Annotated in this window: 13 protein-coding genes; 10 read left to right on the top strand and 3 right to left on the bottom strand. The window is 45.3% G+C overall.

Annotation, left to right across the window (positions count from 1 at the left end):
- The first annotated feature begins 17 nt into the window (after positions 1 to 17).
- The 10 genes from BGP76_RS11395 to BGP76_RS11350 all read left to right on the top strand — a co-directional run bounded on the left by BGP76_RS11395 (position 18) and on the right by BGP76_RS11350 (position 17,968).
- Positions 18 to 2,147 carry a glycan-binding surface protein gene (locus BGP76_RS11395; RefSeq protein WP_119844748.1) on the top strand — a complete coding sequence of 710 codons (2,130 nt, stop codon included), beginning with the start codon at positions 18 to 20 and terminating at the stop codon, positions 2,145 to 2,147.
- Positions 2,148 to 2,469: 322 nt separating this feature from the next.
- Complete coding sequence (locus BGP76_RS11390; protein ID WP_099599548.1) at positions 2,470 to 3,615, top strand: glycoside hydrolase family 26 protein; 1,146 nt, start codon at positions 2,470 to 2,472, stop codon at positions 3,613 to 3,615.
- 168 nt (positions 3,616 to 3,783) lie between these two features.
- Positions 3,784 to 4,977 carry a glycosidase gene (locus BGP76_RS11385; protein ID WP_119844747.1) on the top strand — a complete coding sequence of 398 codons (1,194 nt, stop codon included), beginning with the start codon at positions 3,784 to 3,786 and terminating at the stop codon, positions 4,975 to 4,977.
- Positions 4,978 to 4,982: 5 nt separating this feature from the next.
- Positions 4,983 to 6,380, top strand: coding sequence for an MFS transporter (locus BGP76_RS11380; protein ID WP_119844746.1), 1,398 nt, complete (start codon positions 4,983 to 4,985; stop codon positions 6,378 to 6,380).
- 120 nt (positions 6,381 to 6,500) lie between these two features.
- Complete coding sequence (locus BGP76_RS11375; RefSeq protein ID WP_119844745.1) at positions 6,501 to 8,408, top strand: sialate O-acetylesterase; 1,908 nt, start codon at positions 6,501 to 6,503, stop codon at positions 8,406 to 8,408.
- Positions 8,409 to 8,484: 76 nt separating this feature from the next.
- On the top strand, positions 8,485 to 9,690 hold the full coding sequence (locus tag BGP76_RS11370) for a glycoside hydrolase family 27 protein (protein WP_073122052.1): 1,206 nt from the start codon (positions 8,485 to 8,487) through the stop codon (positions 9,688 to 9,690).
- A gap of 77 nt (positions 9,691 to 9,767) precedes the next feature.
- A complete protein-coding gene (locus BGP76_RS11365; protein ID WP_158584256.1) occupies positions 9,768 to 11,471 on the top strand; it encodes a glycosyl hydrolase in 1,704 nt (567 codons plus the stop codon).
- Between the two features lie 121 nt (positions 11,472 to 11,592).
- Positions 11,593 to 15,774: a two-component regulator propeller domain-containing protein gene (locus BGP76_RS11360; RefSeq protein WP_119844743.1), complete on the top strand. Its 4,182-nt coding sequence runs from the start codon at positions 11,593 to 11,595 to the stop codon at positions 15,772 to 15,774.
- Positions 15,775 to 15,896: 122 nt separating this feature from the next.
- Positions 15,897 to 17,174, top strand: a complete 1,278-nt coding sequence (locus BGP76_RS11355; protein ID WP_158584254.1) for a cellulase family glycosylhydrolase — start codon at positions 15,897 to 15,899, stop codon at positions 17,172 to 17,174.
- Between the two features lie 155 nt (positions 17,175 to 17,329).
- On the top strand, positions 17,330 to 17,968 hold the full coding sequence (locus tag BGP76_RS11350) for an MOSC domain-containing protein (protein WP_119844741.1): 639 nt from the start codon (positions 17,330 to 17,332) through the stop codon (positions 17,966 to 17,968).
- 44 nt (positions 17,969 to 18,012) lie between these two features.
- Here BGP76_RS11350 and BGP76_RS11345 read toward each other — a convergent pair whose 3' ends face one another.
- Genes BGP76_RS11345 through BGP76_RS11335 form a run of 3 tightly spaced genes read right to left on the bottom strand, consistent with a single transcriptional unit; the run spans position 18,013 to position 21,861 of the window.
- Positions 18,013 to 19,032, bottom strand: coding sequence for a hypothetical protein (locus BGP76_RS11345; protein WP_073122043.1), 1,020 nt, complete (start codon positions 19,030 to 19,032; stop codon positions 18,013 to 18,015).
- A 4-nt stretch (positions 19,033 to 19,036) separates the two neighbouring features.
- A complete protein-coding gene (locus tag BGP76_RS11340) occupies positions 19,037 to 20,563 on the bottom strand; it encodes an NAD(P)/FAD-dependent oxidoreductase (protein WP_221409882.1) in 1,527 nt (508 codons plus the stop codon).
- Positions 20,560 to 21,861 (bottom strand): phenylacetate--CoA ligase family protein, encoded by a 1,302-nt coding sequence (locus BGP76_RS11335; protein ID WP_158584252.1) that lies wholly within the window; start codon positions 21,859 to 21,861, stop codon positions 20,560 to 20,562. Before BGP76_RS11335 ends, BGP76_RS11340 begins: the two co-directional genes overlap by 4 nt.
- Between the last annotated feature and the right edge of the window lie 3 nt (positions 21,862 to 21,864).

Here is a 21,864-nt window from a genome sequence, read left to right as displayed (position 1 = left end):
TTTAAACGAAAAACAAGATGTTTAAAAATATAAGCTTAAAATATGCTTTTCCAGTGGTACTGCTAGCGCTCGTCGCGCTATGGAGTGCTTGTGAGGAAAAGGAAGATGAATTGAGCAATGAGGTAACTTTATATAGTTTCGGTCCCTCTGTGTTGCGCGGAGGACAGCTCAAATTTATTGGTGAAAACTTGGAAGATGTAGAGCGAATCATCCTACCTAAGGATGTGGTGATCGAAGCATCAGAATTTGATAGCTTGTCGGCAAAGTTGATCGTGATCAATGTGCCAGATGATGCAGTAGAAGGTCTAGTGTCTTTGCAGGTGAAAGGAAAAGAGGACAACCTTGTGACGAAAACTCCTTTGAGTATCCTAGAACCTATTACCATTACGTCTATGCCAGACAAGGCGGTTAGACCAGGTTCTATCATCACCATCAAGGGTACTTACCTTAATTTGATCGAAGAGGTGGTTTTTGCGACCAATAAATCGGTTACGGCTTTCGAAGAGCAGAGTAGAGGTGAGTTGAAGTTAATGGTGCCAGCAGATGCTCAGACTGGAACTTTGGTATTGTTGGACTCAGAAGAGATTCCTAACGAAATCCAAACAGAGGAAGAGCTGATGGTGACTTTGCCAGCGATTTCGGGGATTACTCCTTTGACAGTGAAGGCAGGAAGTAATGTGACCATCAAGGGTAGTAACTTGGATTTGGTGATGAGCGTAGAGTTTGGTGGTAGCCAGATTGTCGATAGTGCCAACTTCGTGAGTGCAACTGCTGGCCAGATTGTAGTGGCTGTACCTGCCGCTACCAACGATGGGGAGATTGCTTTAGCAGCACCTTCTACAGTTAAAGTGACTTCTACAGAGGCTTTGACACTGGTCGTGCCAACTTTGACAGATTTGACACCAAATCCTGCCAAAACAGGACAGAATCTTACCGTGACAGGAACTAATCTTGATCTAGTGAGCCAAGTTGTGTTTGCAGGAGATAAAGAAGGAACAATAATCGCGGGTGGTTCTGATACTTCGATCACAGTAGAAATTCCTGCAGACGCAGAGAGTGGAACGATTGAATTCCGTACACAGGCTAACAAGAGCGTAACTTCTGTAGCAGTCGATATGGTGAGGCCAGGGATTACGACTATGACTGCTGAGGTTAAGTTGAATGAGGATATCACCATTACAGGTGAGAACTTGGACATTGTCAAGGAAGTTTGGTTTACAGGCGGAACGATGGGAACGATTGGGACGGCTACTGAGACGAACTTAGTAGTTACTGTACCAGTTGGAACCAATACTGGTGTAGTTACTTTGGTAGCTAATAATGGTGTAGAGGTAGTATCAACGAGTGCTTTGACTATTTTGGCTGAGGTGCCTGTATTTGATAGTTTCCCAGCTACGGCACGCCCAGGTGATATGTTGACCCTTACAGGTGAGAAGTTGAACCTAACGAATGAGGTGATTTTCCCAGGTGATGTGAAGGCAACAAAGTTTGGCAATAGAACTACTGAGATATTAGAAGTATATATTCCTGACGCAGTTGCGCTAGGTTTAGGTAAGATTACTTTTACTACTTATAGTACTGATTTTACTGAGTCAACGAACATTAATTTCACAGGCGTAGAATCTATCGTTGACCCTGCGTTAGTCTTCTTTGACTTTGATGGTAAAGATTCTTGGTGGGGTGATGGTGCAGTAGGGTCTGATCCAGCAGAAGGTATCAATGGTAACTACTCTCTGTTAGAGGGGGCAGTGACTGCTGATTATAAAGGATTCTTCTTTAGAAATGGAGGAGATAATTTCCCAGCGGCTACCATCGGTACCGATGTGGATAATTATTACTTTAAGTTTGATATAAATGTTAAAGAAGCACTTGCTGCGGGTAATTTGAAATTCCAATTGGGAGATTACTGGTGGACTTATGGGCCTAACGCTACAACTGCAGAGGGTCAAGGTAACCAAGCAGTACCTTCTTCCAATGGATGGGTGACTGTCACGGTCAACCTATCTGACTTCCGTAACAACTATGGATGGGGAGATCGAATTACGGATCTCAATGCCGTAGGTGATGGAGGATTTGGCTTGGCATGGGGCGAAGGTGTCACCAACCTAAATGTCCTGATAGATAACTTGAGGTTCCAAGAGAAGTAAGAGAATCAGGGTAATGAGTTTTGATTAGCAAGTAATTCAAGATTCATTTATATAAAAGCAAAATAGCCAGGCACCATTGGTGTCTGGCTATTTTTTTCTTGACCTAACATAGGTCAATGTAACAATTGTAGTGAGGTCTTGTTACATAGTTTGTAAAGTATCAAGGAAGATAATAAGACACCCATTTCTGTGAAATCACACCCTCCTGTGAGGACTCTATACACGAGATATTTGTGAGATAAATTAAAAGTAAGCACGTCAAGGAACTTCATCTTGGAATAAATATGAAGTCCGGATATCATTTAAGAAATAACAACCAAGAATGGAAAAGCATACATTGAAAATTTTCGCTTCTGTACTCATACTAGCTTCCATGCTAGCAGTCATGCCTGCTTTGGCACAGTACGATCTTCTCGATCATAAAGCGACCAAAGAAACCAAAAATCTCTTCAATAACCTGATCAAGATTGCCGACGGTCAGATCATGTTTGGACACCAAGACGACATGGCCTATGGAGTCGGTTGGGAAAAGATCGAAGGGAAGTCTGACGTCAAAGATATCGTCGGTTCGTTTCCCGCTGTGCACGGTTGGGATCTCGGACGCATCAAGACAGGCAAAAGTTTGGATGGCATATCCATAGATGACATGCGGGAGTGGATGAAGAGCATCTATACTCGTGGAGGCATCAACACGATTTCCCTGCACTGGGACAACTTCGCTACGGGAGGCAACTCGTGGGATTTGACTCCAGCAGTCAAGCATATTTTGCCCGGAGGCTCAGCACACGAGCGATATGTGCAGCAGCTCGACGAACTTGCGGACTTCATTCAGTCTGTCAAAGTAGGCAAGACGATGGTGCCGATGATCTTCAGACCTTTTCATGAGCACAATGGCGATTGGTTTTGGTGGGGGAAAGGCCTCTGTACCGAAGAAGAGTACATCGCTATATGGAAGTTTACGGTAGACTATCTCCGCGATGAAAAGAAATTGCACAACCTGATCTATGCTTTCTCACCCGATGCGAGCCGCATGGGGACGACCAATCTCGAAGCGGGTTACCTATACGGCTATCCGGGCGATGACTATGTAGATATGCTCGGTATCGATGACTACTGGAACGTCGGCCGTGATGCCAACAAGCTCAGTCTAGATGAACAAAAAGCTGTGTTTGTAGAAATACTCGAACTTGTCACGCGCTTGGCAGATGACAAGGGCAAGGCGACAGCCATCACAGAGACAGGGTTAGAGTCGATCACCAATCCTGATTGGTTCGATGCGCATATCCTCAGCCCGATCAAGTCTTCGGACAAGATCAAAATGTCCTATGTGTTGGTATGGAGAAATGCCAACGAAAAACATCACTACGCACCTTACCCAGGACATGCCTCAGTAGATGGGTTCAAGAAGTTTTGTGCAGACGATGCTGTATTGATGGAAGATGATTTGAATGGAATGTATAGAAAATAGCTGAAGACGAACAGAATACGCTCATTAAGTGGCTGAATCCCTCCAAGGGGGTTCTGTTGTTTTTACTAAGAGGAGTGTACCTGATCATTCGGATAATGACACGAAATTAAGGAGGTCTCTACCGTTATTCCCTCGTCGAGGGGACGGGAGAGGAAAGAAAGAAAACAGATGAGCAAAGAACATATAGCAGCAGTCAAACAACTGATTGCCGATCACGAAGCATTTTTGGCTACAGCCAATACTCCAAAAGAGGAATTCAATGGAGTGATACAGCGCTACCAAAACCCGATCATAACTGCCAAGCATACGCCTGTGTTTTGGCGCTATGATTTGAATCCAGAGACCAATCCCCTACTCATGGAGCGACTGGGAGTCAATGTGGCTTTCAACTCGGGGGCTATCGTCTTTGACGGGAAAATTTGCTTGGCCGTGCGGGTAGAGGGAGACGATCGCAAGTCATTTTTTGCGATCGCAGAGAGTCAAAATGGGATTGATAATTTTCGATTTTGGGATCACCCCATCACTTTGCCTGAGACTCATGAGCCAGACACCAATGTCTACGATATGCGACTCACTCGTCACGAGGATGGGTGGATTTACGGGCTGTTTTGTACGGAGCGGAGAGACCCCTCTGCACCCGATGCAGATCAATCTTCCGCAGATGCCAAGTGTGGAATCGCTCGTACCAAAGACTTGGTGACTTGGGAGCGATTGGCTGACTTGGATTCTGGCAAGAATCAACAAAGAAATGTGGTACTGCACGCCGAATTCATCGAGGGGAAGTACGCCCTCTATACGCGTCCACAAGATGGATTCATCGAGGCAGGCAAGGGCGGAGGAATCGGCTGGTGCCTCATCGAGAGCATGGACAATGCCAAGACGGGTGCTGAGAAGATCATCGATCCGAAGGTCTATCATACGATCAAAGAAGTAAAAAATGGGCAAGGGCCAGCACCGATCAAAACAGACGAAGGCTGGCTGCATCTCGCACATGGTGTACGAAATACCGCTGCGGGTTTGCGTTATGTTCTGTACATGTTTATGACCTCACTGGACGACCCCTCGGAGGTGATCCACAGACCGGGAGGACACTTCATGGGGCCAATCGACGAGGAGCGGGTGGGCGATGTGTCCAATGTACTCTTCACCAACGGATGGATCAAAAAAGACAATGGTGAGGTATTGATCTACTACGCGTCTTCGGATACACGGATGCACGTGGCAACCTCATCGGTCGCTCAGCTAGTGGACTACTGCAAGCACACACCAGAGGACGGATACCGATCCTATGCGAGTGTAGCGACGAGAAACAAACTCATAGATAGCAATTTGGCTTATTTGAAGTCAATAGGATTAAAATAAGCCATATGAAAGACACCAGTATGAAGGTTGGGTTGAGAGAGAAGATGGCCTATGGCTTGGGGGATTTTGCGTCTTCTATGTTTTGGAAGCTATTTTCGATGTTTTTGTTGTTTTTCTACACCGATATCTTTGGGATATCTGCAGCAGCGGTGGGGACTATGTTTTTGGTGACGCGCGTCTGGGATGCCGCCAATGACCCATTGATGGGGATCATCTCGGACCGCACGCAGACCCGTTGGGGCAAGTTCAGACCCTTTTTGCTCTTTGGAGCGATTCCTTTTGGGATCGTGGGGGTGTTGACTTTCACTACGCCTGACTTGGACAGTACGGGCAAGTTGATCTATGCCTACGTGACTTATACGCTGATGATGATGGCCTACACGGCTGTCAATGTCCCATATGGTTCGTTGCTGGCGGTGATCAGTAGCGACAGCAACGAGCGGACTGCTTTGGCGTCATGGCGGTTCATTGGCGCTTATTCTGGGGGGATGCTGGTGACCTCTACTGCGACCGTACTGGTAGCCTACTTCAGCGAGGGTACGACACAGGCTCAGGGTTATCAAACGACGATCGCACTCTATGCGGTAGTCGCGGCGATCTTGTTTGGACTCACCTTTTTGGGCACCAAGGAGCGACTGATTCCGACCAAGGAGCAGCAGGGATCGCTCAAAAATGACCTCAAAGATTTGGCAAAGAACAAGCCTTGGTTCATTATGCTGGCGGCCAATATTTGCATCTTGATATTCATGTCGCTGCGAGACGGTTCGATTTTGTTTTACTTCAAGTACTACGTCCAAGACCAAACGCTTAGTCTATTTGGGACGACTTACCAGCTGACGACAGCTGTGTTGTCCTCGGTGTACATGACGCTTTGGCTCGGGTCCAATATCATCGGAGTAGTGTTGGCCAAGCCCATTTCTGCCCGACTGGGCAAAAAGAAGACCTTCGGTTATGCTGCTTTGGTGTCGGCCTTCTTGAGTATGTTATTTTTCTTCTTAGAGCCGTCTCAGATAGTCGTGATTTTTGGACTCAATGTCTTCATTGGGATCAGTGCAGGATTGGTGATGCCGCTCGGTTGGTCGATGTACGCCGATATCGCGGATTATTCAGAGTGGAAGACTGGGCGTAGAGCGACAGGTCTGGTGTTTTCTTCTTCGTCCATGTCGCAGAAGTTTGGCTGGACGTTGGGTGGTGCCTTGTCTGGATGGATATTGGCAGCTTACGGTTTCGAGGCGAATCAAGAGCAAACGGAGCTGTCTTTGTTGGGTATTCGACTCATGTTTAGTGTGTTTGCGGCAGCAGGAGCTTTTGTGTCCTTTTTAGCGATTCAGTATTACAAATTGGATGAAAAATTCATGGAAAAGGTCAATGCGGAGTTGAACAGGAATACCATGGAAGAGTGATGAGAAACTAAAAATTGGGGTAAGAAATGAATGGATTTAGGGTAAGGAAAAACCATAGGGATTCCAAATCAATTCAGACTCCTTCATATTGCAGTTGTTAGAAATTAAGGCATATAAATTATGAAACTGAGAAGACTATTATTCATCCTACCGATGTTGCTGGTGATGCAATCTTATGCGGCGGATCTTACCTTACCTAGATTGTTTGCGGACCACATGGTGTTCCAACGCAACCAGCCCACCAAAATCTGGGGTTGGGCCAGTCCCAAACAAAAAATCAAGTTGCAGTTTGACGACCAGAAAGTCAAAACCAAAGCCGATGACACAGGCTACTTCGAAGCATACCTCGACGGCAAAACAGCAGGAGGTCCCTATACGCTGACGGTAGCCGCAGATACGACGATCACTTACACCGATATTTTGATCGGTGATGTCTGGATCGCAGGAGGACAGTCCAACATGGAGTGGCAGATGCAATGGGAGGTGGACAACTGGGAAGAGGAAGTCAAAGACAGTGACTATCCAGAGATCAGGTTTTTTCAGGTACCCAACGAATTTGCGACAAGCCCACAAAAAGACATCAGCGCAGGAGAATGGCTCTTGGCGGGACCCAAAAATACCCCGAGCTTTTCGGCTGTAGCATGGTTTTTTGCGAAGCAAAACCATCGAGAGAAAAATGTACCTGTAGGAGTGATCGAGAGCCACTGGGGGGGCACACCTGCCGAAGCATGGGCTTCTGTCGAGACGCTGACCGAGACCCCAGGATACGAAGCAGCAGCAGAGAAGATCATCAATCCCGAGATCAGTTGGGAGGAGTTTACGGAGAAAAACCAAGCCAAAGAAGCACGAAAGTGGGAGTTGATGCGAGACAAAGATGGAGCCATCGCCAGCGGGGCACAGCAGGTCGAGTATGACGACAGCAGTTGGACCACCTACGAGCTGCCCAGCAATGCGAAAATGACAGATTTGGCTTGGCTAAGAAAGGAAGTGCAGTTGTCCCCAGACAGTGTAGAAGATCTGAAACTCTACATCAACAATGTCGTGCAGGAAGCTTTTGTCTTCTTCAATGGCGAGCTGATCTGGACCAAAGTATGGAGCGATGGCATAGAGCCGCTGGAGATTCCGAAAGAACTCGTACAAGAGGGGAAAAACGTCATCACATACCGTGTAGCCAACTCGTGGGACAACAACGTGTACTTTGGTCGTGCAGGCGAGATGTGGCTAGAAGTCAATGGACAACAGCAGTCACTCGAAGGAGCATGGAAATACTCTAATGACGTGGAGTCGAAGATCCCAGAGTCGATCAAGATGTATCAATTGCCCTCCTTCCTCTACAATGCCAAGATCGCACCGATCGGTGGGTACACGGCGCGAGGAGTGATCTGGTATCAAGGAGAGTCCAATGCCGACAAACCACAATACTACCGTGACTTGTTTGCCAATGTGATAAAGGACTGGAGAAAGCTATGGGGGGATGATCTGGCCTTTCAGTATGTACAGTTGGCGAATTTCATGGCCAGAAAAGACGAGCCAAGCGATAGTGACTGGGCGAGATTGAGAGAGGCGCAGACTGAGACTTTGAGCCTCCCAAAGACGGGTATGGCAGTGACGATCGATATAGGGGATGCGGACGATATCCATCCCCGCAACAAGCTGGATGTAGGGCAGAGACTTTGGCTGAGTGCCAAAAAGGTATCCTACGGGGATGATGTGGTCTATGCAGGCCCGATGTACAAGAGTCATCAAGTGGAAGGCAATGCCGTGACGGTGACTTTTGACAATATCGGTACGGGACTGAAGTCTAGTGAGGACAAAGTACTGGGGTTTGCGATTGCAGGAGAAGATCAGAAGTTCTATTGGGCGGATGCCAAAATAGTAGGAGACCAAGTGGTCTTGTCTGCGTCGGAAGTGGCCGTGCCAGTAGCGGTACGCTATGCTTGGGCAGACAATCCCGCGACTAGCCTGTACAACGAAGAAGAATTGCCAGCGGTGCCTTTCCGCACCGACGACTGGGAGAGACAATATTGATCAAATAGACCGCTCGTCTTTCCTTCCATTTTGGGAGCGCAGAGAGGAAGAGGACAGTTCAAACAAAACGAATAGCATGAAAAAGATACTCATAGTAGCAATGATCACTGTTTTTGCACTAGGTGCAAAAGCACAAAAGTTCGAAGGATTAGCAGACACTCCTCCGATGGGATGGAACAGCTGGAATAAATTCGCCTGTGATGTGACCGAAGATTTGATCAAAGAAACGGCAGACGCCATGGTGTCTTCGGGTATGAAGGACGCAGGATACGAATACATCGTGATAGATGACTGTTGGCATGGAGAGCGAGACAGTTTAGGGTTTATCCAAGCAGATCCAGCGCGTTTCCCTTCTGGGATCAAGGCTTTGGCAGATTATGTGCATTCCAAAGGCTTGAAATTTGGCATCTATTCTGATGCGGGATGGCAAACGTGTGGAGGTCGACCGGGGAGTCGGGGTAGAGAGTACCAAGATGCGATGACCTATGCGAGCTGGGGAGTAGACTACCTCAAATACGACTGGTGCAATACCGAAGGTCTCAAAGCAGAAGGAGCCTATTTGACGATGCGTGACGCACTCTATGAGGCAGGTCGCCCGATTGTACTCAGCATCTGCGAGTGGGGAGACAACGATCCGTGGGATTGGGCAGAGCCTATCGGTCACCTCTGGAGGACGACAGGAGATATCTACAATTGTTTTGACTGTGAAGAAGATCACGGGACTTGGTCGTCGTGGGGCGTGCTGCAGATTATCGACATGCACCCGGGTATCCGTAGCGCTGCAGGGCCTGGTCACTGGAACGATCCAGACATGATGGAGGTTGGCAATGGCATGACTGTCAACGAGGATAGAGCACACTTTGCGCTTTGGGCAATGCAGGCTGCTCCGCTGATTGCCGGCAATGACATCCGAAATATGTCACCAGAGACTCTGGAGATCCTGACCAACAAGGATGTGATCGCGATCGATCAAGACACGCTCGGTGTACAGGGCTACAAGCATATCGATGAGGAGGATTACGAAGTATGGGTCAAGCCACTCGCCGGTGGTGACGTAGCGATTTGTTTCCTCAACAGAACCGAAGAAGCGATGGACATCACGTTTGACTGGGCGACCAACAAACTTGTAGACCCTGATTTTGGACACACGACTGATTTTGCACAGTCTCGCTATGACATCTACAACGTCTGGACACACAAGAAAGCAGGCAATACCAAGAAAGCACTGAAGGCTTCATTGCCAGGCAGAGATGTATTGATGCTTCGTCTGAGCAAGAAATAGACCATGACAAGCACGTCAATTCGCTAGGGATGACGTGCTTTTTTTATTCCCATCCATTTTATGAAAACACGATGACTATGAAACAAATGTTCAGAACATCTGCGCTGATTGTTATCCTATTCGCTTCATGGGTCGCGAGAGGACAAGACCCCGTGGCGAGTGTAGAAGCAGAAGAAGGTGTGCTCAATGGTGTGCAGAGTTCTTCAAGTACTTCTGGTTACTCAGGTGAAGGTTACGTCACGGGATTTGACAATGGTAATGACTATGTAGAAGTGCAGATTAATATATCGCAAGGAGATTTGTACCGCTTAGAGATAGGTTATAGTTCGTCAGCAGGTTCTCGGACGCAAAAAATATTTATCAATGATGAAGGACCTCACCCCATACATTTCGAAGGAACGAATAGTGGCGAGTGGTTAGTCCAGCGATCAGGGACTTATCGTTTCAACAGTGGGAGCAACAAACTAAAGTTGCAAAGTGATTGGGGTTATATTGATATAGACAATTTTACGCTCTACGAGGTAGAAGAAAAGAGCTATGATGTGACAACTACTCTGATTGATCCTGAAGCTAACGAAGATGCAGGGCTACTATATGATTTTATGTTGGAGCATTTTGGTAAACGGGTTATTTCAGGTCAGACTAATGACACGTATGAAGACTTGGCCGACGAGGCAGGCTATCGACCACTGATGCGGACTTTTGATTTTCAATCTTATACTGAGGGCTATACTTACGCTTGGGACAATCAAGCCGGAGGCCATACTTTCGGGGCAGTAGATGATGGACAAGTGGATACAGCTATTACTTGGTATGAAGCTACTGGAGGTCAGGGTATAGTCAATTGGCAATGGCACTGGCACTCGCCGAGTGGGGGAGAAGCTGGTACCAATTCTTTTTATACAGACCAGACCGATTTCGATGTGCGTGAAGCGGTGAAGAAAGGTACAGCAGAGTACGAATTGGTCATCAGAGATATTGATGCCATCGCGGTACAATTGCAGAAGCTGAGTAATGCGGGAGTCCCTATTATCTGGCGACCCCTGCACGAAGCGGGTGGAGGATGGTTTTGGTGGGGAGCGAAAGGTGCTGAACCTTGCCTCCAGCTTTGGGATATCGTCTATGATCGTCTGCAAAATCATCATGGTATTCATAACTTGGTTTGGTCTTGGTCTACACCAGAGGAGGACTGGTATCCTGGGAATGAAAAGGTGGATTTTATCGGGTATGACTCTTATCCGGGTGCTGAAAATTATGTCCCACAGACACAGATGTATGATCAGGTCTATGAAATAACCAAAGGGAAGAAAATCATCGCGATGACCGAAAATGGCCCTATACCAGATTTTAAAACCTCTTTTGGGGAGGGTGCTCCTTGGTCGATGTTTATGTCTTGGAGTAATCTGGTTTTTGAGCAAAATAGCAATGCACATATTCAGCAAGTGTATGGCTATTGGAGAGTACTGGTTTTTGATGATGATTATAATCTGATTATCAGGGAGGAAGAAGATGAGACAATCGAACCAGAAGAACCTGTCTTGGATGTCAAACTGGGGAGTGGAGGAATGCGGCTGTATCCTAATCCAGCCCACGATCAGGTGCAAGTATTGGGAGGAACATTTGTAGACCTAACGGTGTATGACATGACAGGTAGGTCTGTAGGTCAATGGCCGCAGCAGTCAGATACTGTAGATGTATCTGGGCTGAGCGATGGCCACTACATGATGGTCTTCCAAAACGGACAGACCACAGAGCGTCTACAACTGATCATTAGACATTGATGGTTGAGCAAGTATTGGTTTTAGCTATCTATGCGCGACTATTGTCTAAGTACTAAATTTTTATACTCAAAAATACTATATTTAGTGATTGACGAGGAATTGAAATACAGCATTTGAGGATATGAAGAGTTTAGTGATAGGGGTGGTATTAGTCGTGGGGCTGATGTATGTGGGGTATACTCAGCCCCAGAGTATCATGACCAAAAATGTATATTTTGAGCAATTGTCGATGGATTTGGGGTTGTCCCAGCGATCTATCAACTGCGTGATGCAGGATCACGAAGGCTATCTATGGATAGGTACATGGTCTGGTCTGATCAAATATGATGGCTATACGACCAAGCTGTTTCGTGCAGACAACAGTACGCCAGGTAAAATCAAGAGTAACAAAATCGTTAGAGTTTTCGAAAGTCGCGATTCGACGCTGTGGGTTGCTACTCGTAGTGGAGGCTTGTTTCGCAAGGATAAGGTGACAGACGAGTTTTATCAATACACTTATCAAGAAGGAGCGAAGAACTGTCTGAGCAATCAGCACGTGTGGGATGTCGTCGATGACGAAAATGGAGACCTCTGGATAGCTACAGAAAATGGACTCAATCATTTGAACCGAAAGACTGGAAAGTTTACGGCCTTTTATACTGATCCTGCAGATGTCAATACACTCGGCAATAGTTTCATTACACGGTTAATGATAGACCCCAAAAAGAGACTTTGGATTGCGACAGAGTACGGCGTCAGTGTCATGGAGACTATCAATCATGAAAATCCAGTTTTCAAGCGTATCGAATACCTAGAGGATTTTGGGAATAACGGGCTGCATAACTATGTTTTTGATATGGGAGCTGTTGAAAATGCGCAAGGAGTCAATATCTACTGGGTGACCAAAAAGGGACTGAAAAAGTATAGTCAAGGCAAATTGCAAAACTATGAAGTGAAGCGAGGGGTCTCGTCTTTTAACTTCTTTAGGTCTATGGCTTTGGTGAAAACCAATGAGCCATTTTTACTCTTGGGTTCTGAGATGGGATTGAGTGTTTTTGATGTCAAGAAAAATGAATATGTGCGGTTCTTTGGCGACTATGATAAGGAAGTAAATCTCAGTCAAAACACGGTCACTGCGCTGATGATGGACAACAGCGGTGTGCTATGGGCAGGCACGCGAAAAGGGCTCAATAAGTTCGATACCTACGACAACAATATAGGCCTATACCGCACCAAATCTTTTGATCCCACCAATAGTATCATCAGTGGCATTCGGCAGTTGCCTAATGGCCAATACTGGATGAGTACGCTAGGAAGTGGCTTGTTTCAGATCACGATGAATGGTGATCAAGTGATGCAAATAGAGAATTATGATATCCTGACCGAGGGTGAGGTTGATTATACCAACTATATACAGAAACTGGAAGTGGATCATAAAGGGAGGCTCTGGGTGGGCACAGCTGGAGCTGGAATCTATGTGGTAGATAAGTCTGGCATAGATCATTCTAAACACACCATTAATCCCTATAGACACTACGGTATGCATGATGAGTCCAATGCGATATCGGATGACTATGTGATGTCGCTCTACCCTTCCAATGGTGGAGGAATGTGGGCTGGTACATGGAATAGAGGTTTAAATTTGATCACTGAATCCGGCAAAGTGATTGTTTTTCGAGAGGAACGATTGGAGCATATTGTTTTTGCATCATTGTTTGAGGATTCTGAAGGGTATTTATGGATTGGTACCCGAGGCAATGGCTTGTTACGGTTGAAAATCGAAGGGGATAGTATCATTGATTTTCAACGCTATGAGTATGACGAATCAGGTGGAGGTTTATCCAATGATTTCGTCAATGTCATCTTTCAAGATGTACAGCAGCGACTATGGGTAGGGACAGAAGATGGACTCAGCTTGTATGACAAAGAAAATGATGTTTTCGTACTGATGAATGAACGGGATAGTGAGTTGCCACGGGATGTGATCAGTATCATGCAGGATGGTAATGGCCAACTGTGGCTGGCAGGCTATGAAGGGATTTCTGTGATGGATCCAGGCAAGGAAAAAATGTTTGTCAATCATCTCGATACGCAGGATAGAATTCAGGGAGGTTTTTTCTTCAATGAAGTCAATTTGAAAACCAAATCCGGAGCACTCATTTTTGGTGGATCGAATGGGTTTAATGTTATAAATCCTAAAAACATCTATCACAATCCTCACATACCATCTGTAGTGATTAAAGAAATAACTGCATCCGATGTGAGTCTAGAGCCAGGGAAAATATTCAATGGGAGAGTAGTACTGGACAAGCCCATTAGTTTGACTAATGAGATCGTGTTACATCATGATGAAAATACATTGTCGTTTGAATTTGCATCACTTAGCTATGCGAACCCTGCCAAAAATAAATATGCATATCGTTTGGAGGGATTTGATGAGGATTGGAAATCTACATCAGCCAATAGACGCTTTGTTCGGTACACGAACTTACACTCGGGTAAGTATAAGTTCACCGTCAAAGCCTCGAATGACGATGGACTATGGAATGAAGAGGGAACGGCCATTCATGTAGTGATCACGCCTCCGTGGTGGAAGACGCAGTGGGCCATACTGCTATATGTGGGTATAGCGATGATATTTCTATACCTGTTTCGAAGATTGATTTTGATTCGCTCGGGATATGAACATGAATTGAAGTTTGAACGATTGGAAAGAGAAAATACGGTAGCGCTCAATAAATCCCGATTGCAGTTTTTTACCAATATTTCTCATGAGTTTAGGACACCGTTGACACTGATACTTGGGATCGTGGAGCAGATGATGAACGCTGGAGAGGGTGGTCTAAACGTACAGAAACAACTCAAATTAGTATCTCAAAATGCAAGCAGACTACAGCGATTGATTAGTCAGCTGTTGGATTTTAGAAAAGCAGAGGCAGGTAGTCTTAAACTCCGTGTGGCAGAGGGTAATTTCTATAAATTTGTCAAGGAGGTGAAGCTTTCCTTTGATAGTCTAGCAGCACAGCGAGGTATCGATTATAGTTTTGAGGCTTCATCCAATGTTGTCAATGCTTACTTTGATCGTGATCAGTTCGAGAAAATACTCTTTAATTTGCTATCTAATGCCTTCAAACATTGTTCTGGAGGTCAGTCTATCATCATCAAACTGGTAGAGAGAGAAGAGGCGATATCCTTATCGGTGATAGATCATGGAGAGGGAATCTCCAAAGAGGCTGTTCACAAAGTTTTTGATCGGTTTTACTCTGGAGATCAGGAGTCAGGTACAGGGAGTGGGATTGGTCTGGCACTGTGCAAGAGTTTGGTAGAGTTGCATCATGGACAAATTCTCGTGGAGAGTGAAATAGGGAAGGGATCGACGTTCGAAGTGTTGTTGCCGAAAGGCTTTGAGCATTTTGAGAAAGCCGAGTTGATTACCAACTTCAAAGACAGCGAGCACATTGACTTGTATCGTGATGTGGTGCTTGAAGTCCCAGAATCAGAAGAGGTGAAGCAGGATACTGAACTGCCCAAGACAATCAAAAATGTAGAGGACATGAAACGCATCTTGTTGGTGGAGGATAATCCTGATGTGCGTAGTTTTCTCAAGTCGCTGTTTCAATACGAATACGCCGTTTTTGAAGCAGCCAACGGACAGGAAGGACTGGAGATAGCCGAAGAAGAAAATCCTGATTTGGTGATTAGTGATGTCATGATGCCGGTGATGGATGGTATCACATTATGTGATAAACTAAAGACGAACCTCAGTACATCGCATATTCCTGTGATTTTACTCACGGCACGAACCTCTTTTATTTACAATGTGGAGGGACTCGAAAAAGGAGCAGATGACTATGTCACCAAACCATTTCATATCGAAGTAATTAAACTCAAAGTACGTAACCTGATTAAATCACGGGAAGAAAGTAGACTGTTGGTTCAAGACAATAAGCAACTGATACTTGAACCAAAAATGGTGACTGTGACCTCTGCAGATGAGATTTTTATCCAAAAATGTATAGAAACTATAGAAGAAAATATGGCCAATTCGGAATATTCTGTGGTTGAATTCGGCAAGGAGATCGGGCTGAGTCGTATGCAGCTCTATCGCAAACTCAAGGCGCTGGCAGGAAAGTCACCGAACGAGTTTATCCGAATGATGCGCATCAAACGTGCAGCACAGCTATTCGAGCATGGGGATTATAATGTGTCAGAAGTGACCTATCAAGTGGGTTTTTCTGATCCAGCCTATTTTAGAAAGTGTTTCAAAGATCAGTTTGGTGAAACTCCATCCAACTATATCAAAACAAAGAAAGGCGGACGGTAGTCCTGATTATTTTGTTAGTAGCACCTCACTTTGTGCAAAATAGAACGGTTTGCTGAACGATTTGTATGCCCTGTTCTCTACACATTTGCTCCATCTTGCTGCTCTAATTAATGAACATCAATATGCGTAAGATATTTGTATTGGCGCTGCTACTGTGTAGCGGTTTGGCCTTTGCTCAAGAGGGCTTTGTAAGAGTAGAAGGGTTAGGATTTGAGATTGACGGAAGCCCATATAAATACATTGGAACTAATTTTTGGTATGGAATGAATCTCGGGTCTACAGGTGAGGGAGGAGATAGAGACCGACTTAACCGCGAGCTGGATCGAATGACAGATATGGGATTAAAAAATCTCCGAGTGATGGCCGCTAGTGAAGGTGCTGAGGATAGCCCTTATCAGAACAAACCTATACTCCAGACTGCACCAGGTGTATACAATGAAGACTTGCTTGTTGGTTTGGACTATTTTCTCGTTGAGATGGGCAAGCGTGACATGAAGGCCGTGGTTTGTTTGGGTAATTTCTGGATGTGGAGTGGTGGTTTTCCGCAGTATGTGTCATGGGCTGATGGATCAGAGATTCCGTATCCAGATGTGATGGGGGGCGGTACTTGGGATCCATTTATCAATTATGCACAGTCTTTTTACAACAACAAGAAGGCGATGAAAATGTATTTTGATTTCGTCAAATTCATAATCAATCGTACCAATAGCATCAGTGGGGTAAAGTATAAGAACGATCCGACCATCATGGCATGGCAACTAGCGAACGAGCCCCGAGGATATAGACAAGTGCCTGCGTTTCGTGCATGGGTCAATCAAACCGCAAAGCTGATCAAGAAGCATGATAAGAAGCATCTGGTGTGCTTAGGTACAGAAGGAGATACAGCGGCAGACTACTCGGGCAACGACCTATATGAGGATAATCTATCACCTGATGTAGACTATGCGACTACTCACGTGTGGATACAGAACTGGGCGTGGTACGATCCTAAGAATGAGGCAAGTTATGAGGAAGCCAAACAACTCACTATTGAATATCTCGAAGGGCAACAAGAGAAAGCACGTATGCTAGGCAAGCCGCTGGTAATCGAAGAATTTGGTGTATCTAGAGATAATGGAGACTTTCGGAATACAGCACCGGTGAGCTATCGTGATGATTACTACGATTTTATATTCAACTATACACTCAATAGTATTAAGGCTGGAGGGATTATTCAAGGCTGTAATTTCTGGTCATGGGGAGGCGAAGGACGCCCTTCCGATCCTGGTCAATTGTGGGAGAAAGGAGATGATCTGATAGGAGACCCTGCTCATGAACTCCAAGGTTGGTATTCGGTATATGACACGGATGCTACCACCATCGAGGTGATCAAATCTGCGACATCTCAGTTAGAGGATTAATCGGAGGGCGACAGCCTGTTGGGTTTTTATCGCTCCGACCTTACCCGAAAGTGACTCGTTTCTACACCACTCTAGACTAAACGGTAATAGTTTTTTCTTGCAGGTGGTATAGGCTTTTGAGATAGACTGCCCATTTTTACACAAACAAAATTGAGATGGAAATAGTATCTACAAATATTGCCACTTCGAGAACTATCGTTTGGAATGGTAAAGAGGAACAAACAGGCATCTACAAGGAGCCTACCGATCAGCCATTGTATCTGGGTAAGGCAGATGTGAAAGGAGATGCAGTTATCGATAGAAAACATCATGGTGGTGTGGACAAGGCCTGTTATTTGTACTCCGCAGATCACTATCCTTTTTGGAGAGAAAAATATCCAAACCTTGATTTACCTTATGGGATGTTTGGAGAGAATCTAACCGTAGCTGGTTTGGATGAAACAAAGATGATCGTAGGAGATGTCTATCAACTAGGAGAAGCTAAGGTGCAGGTTTCAGAGCCCAGACAACCTTGCTACAAACTAGGTGTTCGTTTCGGAGATCAAGGAGTTCTAAAAGAATTCATCGCTGCTAAATACGCTGGTGTGTATCTACGGATAATCGACGAAGGGCAAGTGCAAAAAGGTGATCAATTCGTTTTACTGGAGGCGGTTAAGGGAGGGTTGTCAATTGCCGATGTATTTGATCTAACCTATGGCCAGTACGCCGAACCCGAATTGCTGCGTACCCTTCTTAGTGATGAGTATTTGCCCTCAAAACTCCGAGAAAAATTGATTAAGAAACATAGTAAGTGATCATTGATCTATGCTTGGAGATCAGATCGAAAAACTATTTAGGGTTAATCGAGTTTGGATAGCGTGTCTTTGAGTAGTTTTTTGGTTTTCTCCCAGACGGTGTCTGGTTTTTTGTTGAGAAAGTCTGCGACGATGCGTCCCATCTCTGGTGTACGGAGGTAACCATAGGATTTGTGTGCATTGTTAGTTACCCAGTTTTTGTAATCATTGTCCACGAGATGATCGATGGGCTTGATCTCTTTGCTGTTAGGAGCGAAAAATTCTGCGAGCTCGTCGAATACAGCGAAATGGTCTTCTTTGTCCGAAAGATTATACCAGTTGTTGATCGACTCAGGTGTTGGGAGTAGAGTACCTTCTTTATAGTCCAGTTGGTGTTCATTGGCAATATTCTCTCTGATTAGGGGAAGACCTAATGGAGAACCCATCGACACAAAAGTATCTATCTCGTAGATGTTTTGTAGCAGATAGAGTACATCATAGGTGATGATAGACCCCATAGAATGCGCTACGATTAGGATGCGTTTGTGCCTGTTTTTGTATAGCAGTCGTCTGAGTCGGTTACGAATCAAGCTTTTAACGGGCAGTTGATCCATGAACTCAGCCTTCGTCTGATCTTCGTTATAGTAAGCGTCTAGGTCTTTGAAAGATTGTTTGACGACAAAATTGAAGGGTAGGCGGTAGTTGGCTAGTCCGTTTTTACTCAGAAAAGCGATTTCCTTCATCTTATTAAATCCCAATTTGGCGAGATGCCAAGGCGTGTAGCGTATCGTAGGAGTAGGGATGGGTTCAGCGATGTAGGGCTCCTCGATATGTAGATCGTGATCGGGGTTTTTAATGCGTGGATTGAGGGAATGCGGGTACATGATATCCGCCCAATACACCATCTCAAATTGAAATGTTTTGGGAGCTCCTTCGATTTTTTTGAGCCCCTCGACCAAAGCTTTTTTCCACCAAAGTTTGAGTGTTGCGTGAGAAGGCTTATTACCTAATCCATGTACACCCAGTATTAGGGTTTTGGGTTCTTTTCGCTTTTTGGTTTTGCTAAATAGCCGTTTGCTCGCCATGGGATTATAATACCGATTTGATTTTTTTCAACAGATAGTCTCTACCTAGTATCTCTGCGCAGGTGACCACCGAACTGATCGTAGCACCTAGGACGCCATGGAGGATGATGTTTTGCCCCGTGAAGTACATGTTTTTCATTTTAGTTTTGGTATTGATCTGGGATTTTAATGGGAAATTATGATCCCGAGAGATGCCATAGAGTGATCCTCCAGTTGTGTTGAGATAGTCTCGTTGCGTTAGAGGCGTGGAGGTATGGTAGCTCTTAATGTTTTTCCTGAGACCAGGAGAAAAGCCTTCCATTTTTTCTAGCAGGAATTGTGCTTTTAATTCCTTGAAATTTTGATAGCTTTCATCTCTGTCGCTTTCTTGAAGTGTCGTGTTGAAGGTGTTCATCCATGGCAACATCTCTTCCATTTTCATGTAGGCCATTACGGTGATTACACTGGCATACGTTGGGTTTTTGTTATCGGGGAGATAAAATACAGCAAAATCTTTCCCCCAATCTTCGGGCTTATAATTGGTCAGACCCCATACTTTATTCTCGTTAAAGTTATAGAAGTTGGAGTTGCGATATTTCACGGTCTGAGGCTTGAGTACCAGATAGAGTGTGAATACCGATACGGTATTTTCTAGTCCCGCGATCCTAGATGTATAGGATTTTCTCATAAGTCCCTGATCCATCATTTTGATAGTTTCGGTGGGATGGACATTGGAGATGAATAGGTCTGCTTTGATTTTTCGCCCATCGACTAACGTGACACTAGATACCGAAGTGTTATTGTGATCGATGGTTGCTACCTCGGCATTTCTGACAATGTTGCCTCCTCGTTCTTTGATCGAATAGTTGAGTGATCGACTAATTTGACTACCCCCATGGTGAAATTTGTAAGCACTCATCATATAAGAGTTGATGATGAGGGCGTGGACGTAAAACGGGGTTTTGTCTTCTTCCCCTGCGTAGAGAAGGTTGGATCCTGCGAGTACACGCTGTAGTTTTTCGTTAGAAGTATAGGCTCTAATGCGTTGACTGGCTCCATCGTACATGTATTCAAGTTCGTTGGTTCTGGCAGGCATGTCATTGACATTGTACAGTGCGAATTTTTTACAGAGTGCTTTAATATCCGTTACATATCGATCTAAATTTTCTTTTTCGTCTGGAAAAAACTTGAGGAGTTGTTCCTTGAAGTTTTCGTAACCCTGTGCATGAGGATACTCGTTGCTGTCTCCGGCGAAGGTAATGACATCATAGGCGTTCTCATCCAGCTTCATGATATCAATGTCTTTGAATATATCGAGATACTTGAAGTAAGGGTGGAGCGGCTGACCTTCATCTAATCCACCGACATAGTGTACACCTGTGTCGAACTTTCCTCCGTCCCGTTTAAAGGTTTGGAGTGTCCCACCGATCTGTGCGTTTTTTTCCAATACACAGACGGATTTTCCTTCCATGGCTAGGATGAGGCCACAGGAGAGTCCCGCCATACCTGATCCTATAATGACTACATCGTATTTATCTTCTATCTTTTTCAATTGGCTAGCTGTCGTTTATCTACGAACCTTCTGGGCTTGCGACTTCCTTTGGGTAGGATTTCGCTGGCGATGTAGGCCGCGGTATTTTGTTCTAAAATCGGATTGACTCTCAGGCTTTGCTGTAGTAGTCGCTGCGCCTGATCTAATACATTGCGCTCCAGATGGTCTGGCAGTATCACTTTGAGTAGGTCTAGCCCTAGATCGTCTAGGGACAGTTCGATGATGTAATTGTCGATTTCGCTGATATGATTCAGAACGTTTTCGATCTGCTGCGGAAAAAGTGTAGTGCCTTTCCATTTGATCATCTGACCTTTTCTCCCTTCTACAGGGCCAAGCCGGCTCGTGTTGCGACCACAGCTACAAGTTTCTGTATGCAGACGAGCTAGATCACCTGTTTTGTAGCGGAGCAGCGGCATGCCTTCGATTCCAAAAGGAGTGACCGTCACCTCACCGACTTCACCATCTGCTACGGGCTGATTCTGATCATCGAGTAGCTCTACGTGAATTAGTTCGGGTAGTAGATGTCCCCCTTGACCCGCTTCACATTCGGTAAAGGCTGTCGCCATTTCTGTACTGGCATAGGTAGAGTACAATTGTACATCCCAGATTTCCATCAGTTTTTGGTTGAGTGTATTGGGAGCAAAGGATGTATCTTTAATCGGTTCACCTATACAAACGATCTTTCGGATCGAGGTGCTTTTAGGATCTATTCCTTTAGAGAGTAGATAGTTGCCGAATTTGTAAGCGAATGAGGGAACTGCGATCAGTACGGTGGGTTGAAAGCGACGGATATTATCCAACTGAAAATCTGGATCGCCGATACCCGATCGGATCACAGCAGCACCTAGTGCTGTCGCGCCTAAGTAGTAGGCGATGCCCGCCATGAAACGCTTGTCTAGTGTCGTGGTGATCTGTATCACATCATCCGCAGTGATGCCACACATATTCAACGAACGTTTTTCGTTCCAAGTGAGCCGTTTTTGATCTTCGAGTGTCAGCGCAATACTGATGGGATTGCCTAGTGTGCCGGAGGTGGTGACATATTCTACAACAGACCGTGGGCTGACTGCCTGAAAGTCCAGATTGTTCGTTTCGATCTCTTCTTTGGTCGTAATAGGGATTTTCGTGAGGTCATCTAGACTTGAGATATCTTCAAGTGTTATACCGCACTTATCTAGTTTGTCCCGATAGTGCTTGGCATGGGAGTAGGTGTACTTTAGGTGGGAGAGGAAGCACTCGTTTTGCAACTGTCGTATCTCTGATTTGGATAAATAATCTTGGTTTGGGTCTATCTCCACAAT

Source organism: Reichenbachiella sp. MSK19-1 (assembly GCF_003590315.1).
Taxonomy (GTDB): domain Bacteria; phylum Bacteroidota; class Bacteroidia; order Cytophagales; family Cyclobacteriaceae; genus Reichenbachiella; species Reichenbachiella agariperforans.
The sequence above is the reverse complement of the archived record's forward strand: the minus strand, read 5'-3'. Positions and strand labels throughout refer to the sequence as shown.

Excerpts from the sequence above, each read along its gene's own strand:
- BGP76_RS11395 (WP_119844748.1), top strand. The coding sequence starts at position 18 with ATGTTTAAAAATATAAGCTTAAAATATGCTTTTCCAGTGGTACTGCTA.
- BGP76_RS11390 (WP_099599548.1), top strand. The coding sequence starts at position 2,470 with ATGGAAAAGCATACATTGAAAATTTTCGCTTCTGTACTCATACTAGCT.
- BGP76_RS11385 (WP_119844747.1), top strand. The coding sequence starts at position 3,784 with ATGAGCAAAGAACATATAGCAGCAGTCAAACAACTGATTGCCGATCAC.
- BGP76_RS11380 (WP_119844746.1), top strand. The coding sequence starts at position 4,983 with ATGAAAGACACCAGTATGAAGGTTGGGTTGAGAGAGAAGATGGCCTAT.
- BGP76_RS11375 (WP_119844745.1), top strand. The coding sequence starts at position 6,501 with ATGAAACTGAGAAGACTATTATTCATCCTACCGATGTTGCTGGTGATG.
- BGP76_RS11370 (WP_073122052.1), top strand. The coding sequence starts at position 8,485 with ATGAAAAAGATACTCATAGTAGCAATGATCACTGTTTTTGCACTAGGT.
- BGP76_RS11365 (WP_158584256.1), top strand. The coding sequence starts at position 9,768 with ATGAAACAAATGTTCAGAACATCTGCGCTGATTGTTATCCTATTCGCT.
- BGP76_RS11360 (WP_119844743.1), top strand. The coding sequence starts at position 11,593 with ATGAAGAGTTTAGTGATAGGGGTGGTATTAGTCGTGGGGCTGATGTAT.
- BGP76_RS11355 (WP_158584254.1), top strand. The coding sequence starts at position 15,897 with ATGCGTAAGATATTTGTATTGGCGCTGCTACTGTGTAGCGGTTTGGCC.
- BGP76_RS11350 (WP_119844741.1), top strand. The coding sequence starts at position 17,330 with ATGGAAATAGTATCTACAAATATTGCCACTTCGAGAACTATCGTTTGG.
- BGP76_RS11345 (WP_073122043.1), bottom strand. The coding sequence starts at position 19,032 with ATGGCGAGCAAACGGCTATTTAGCAAAACCAAAAAGCGAAAAGAACCC.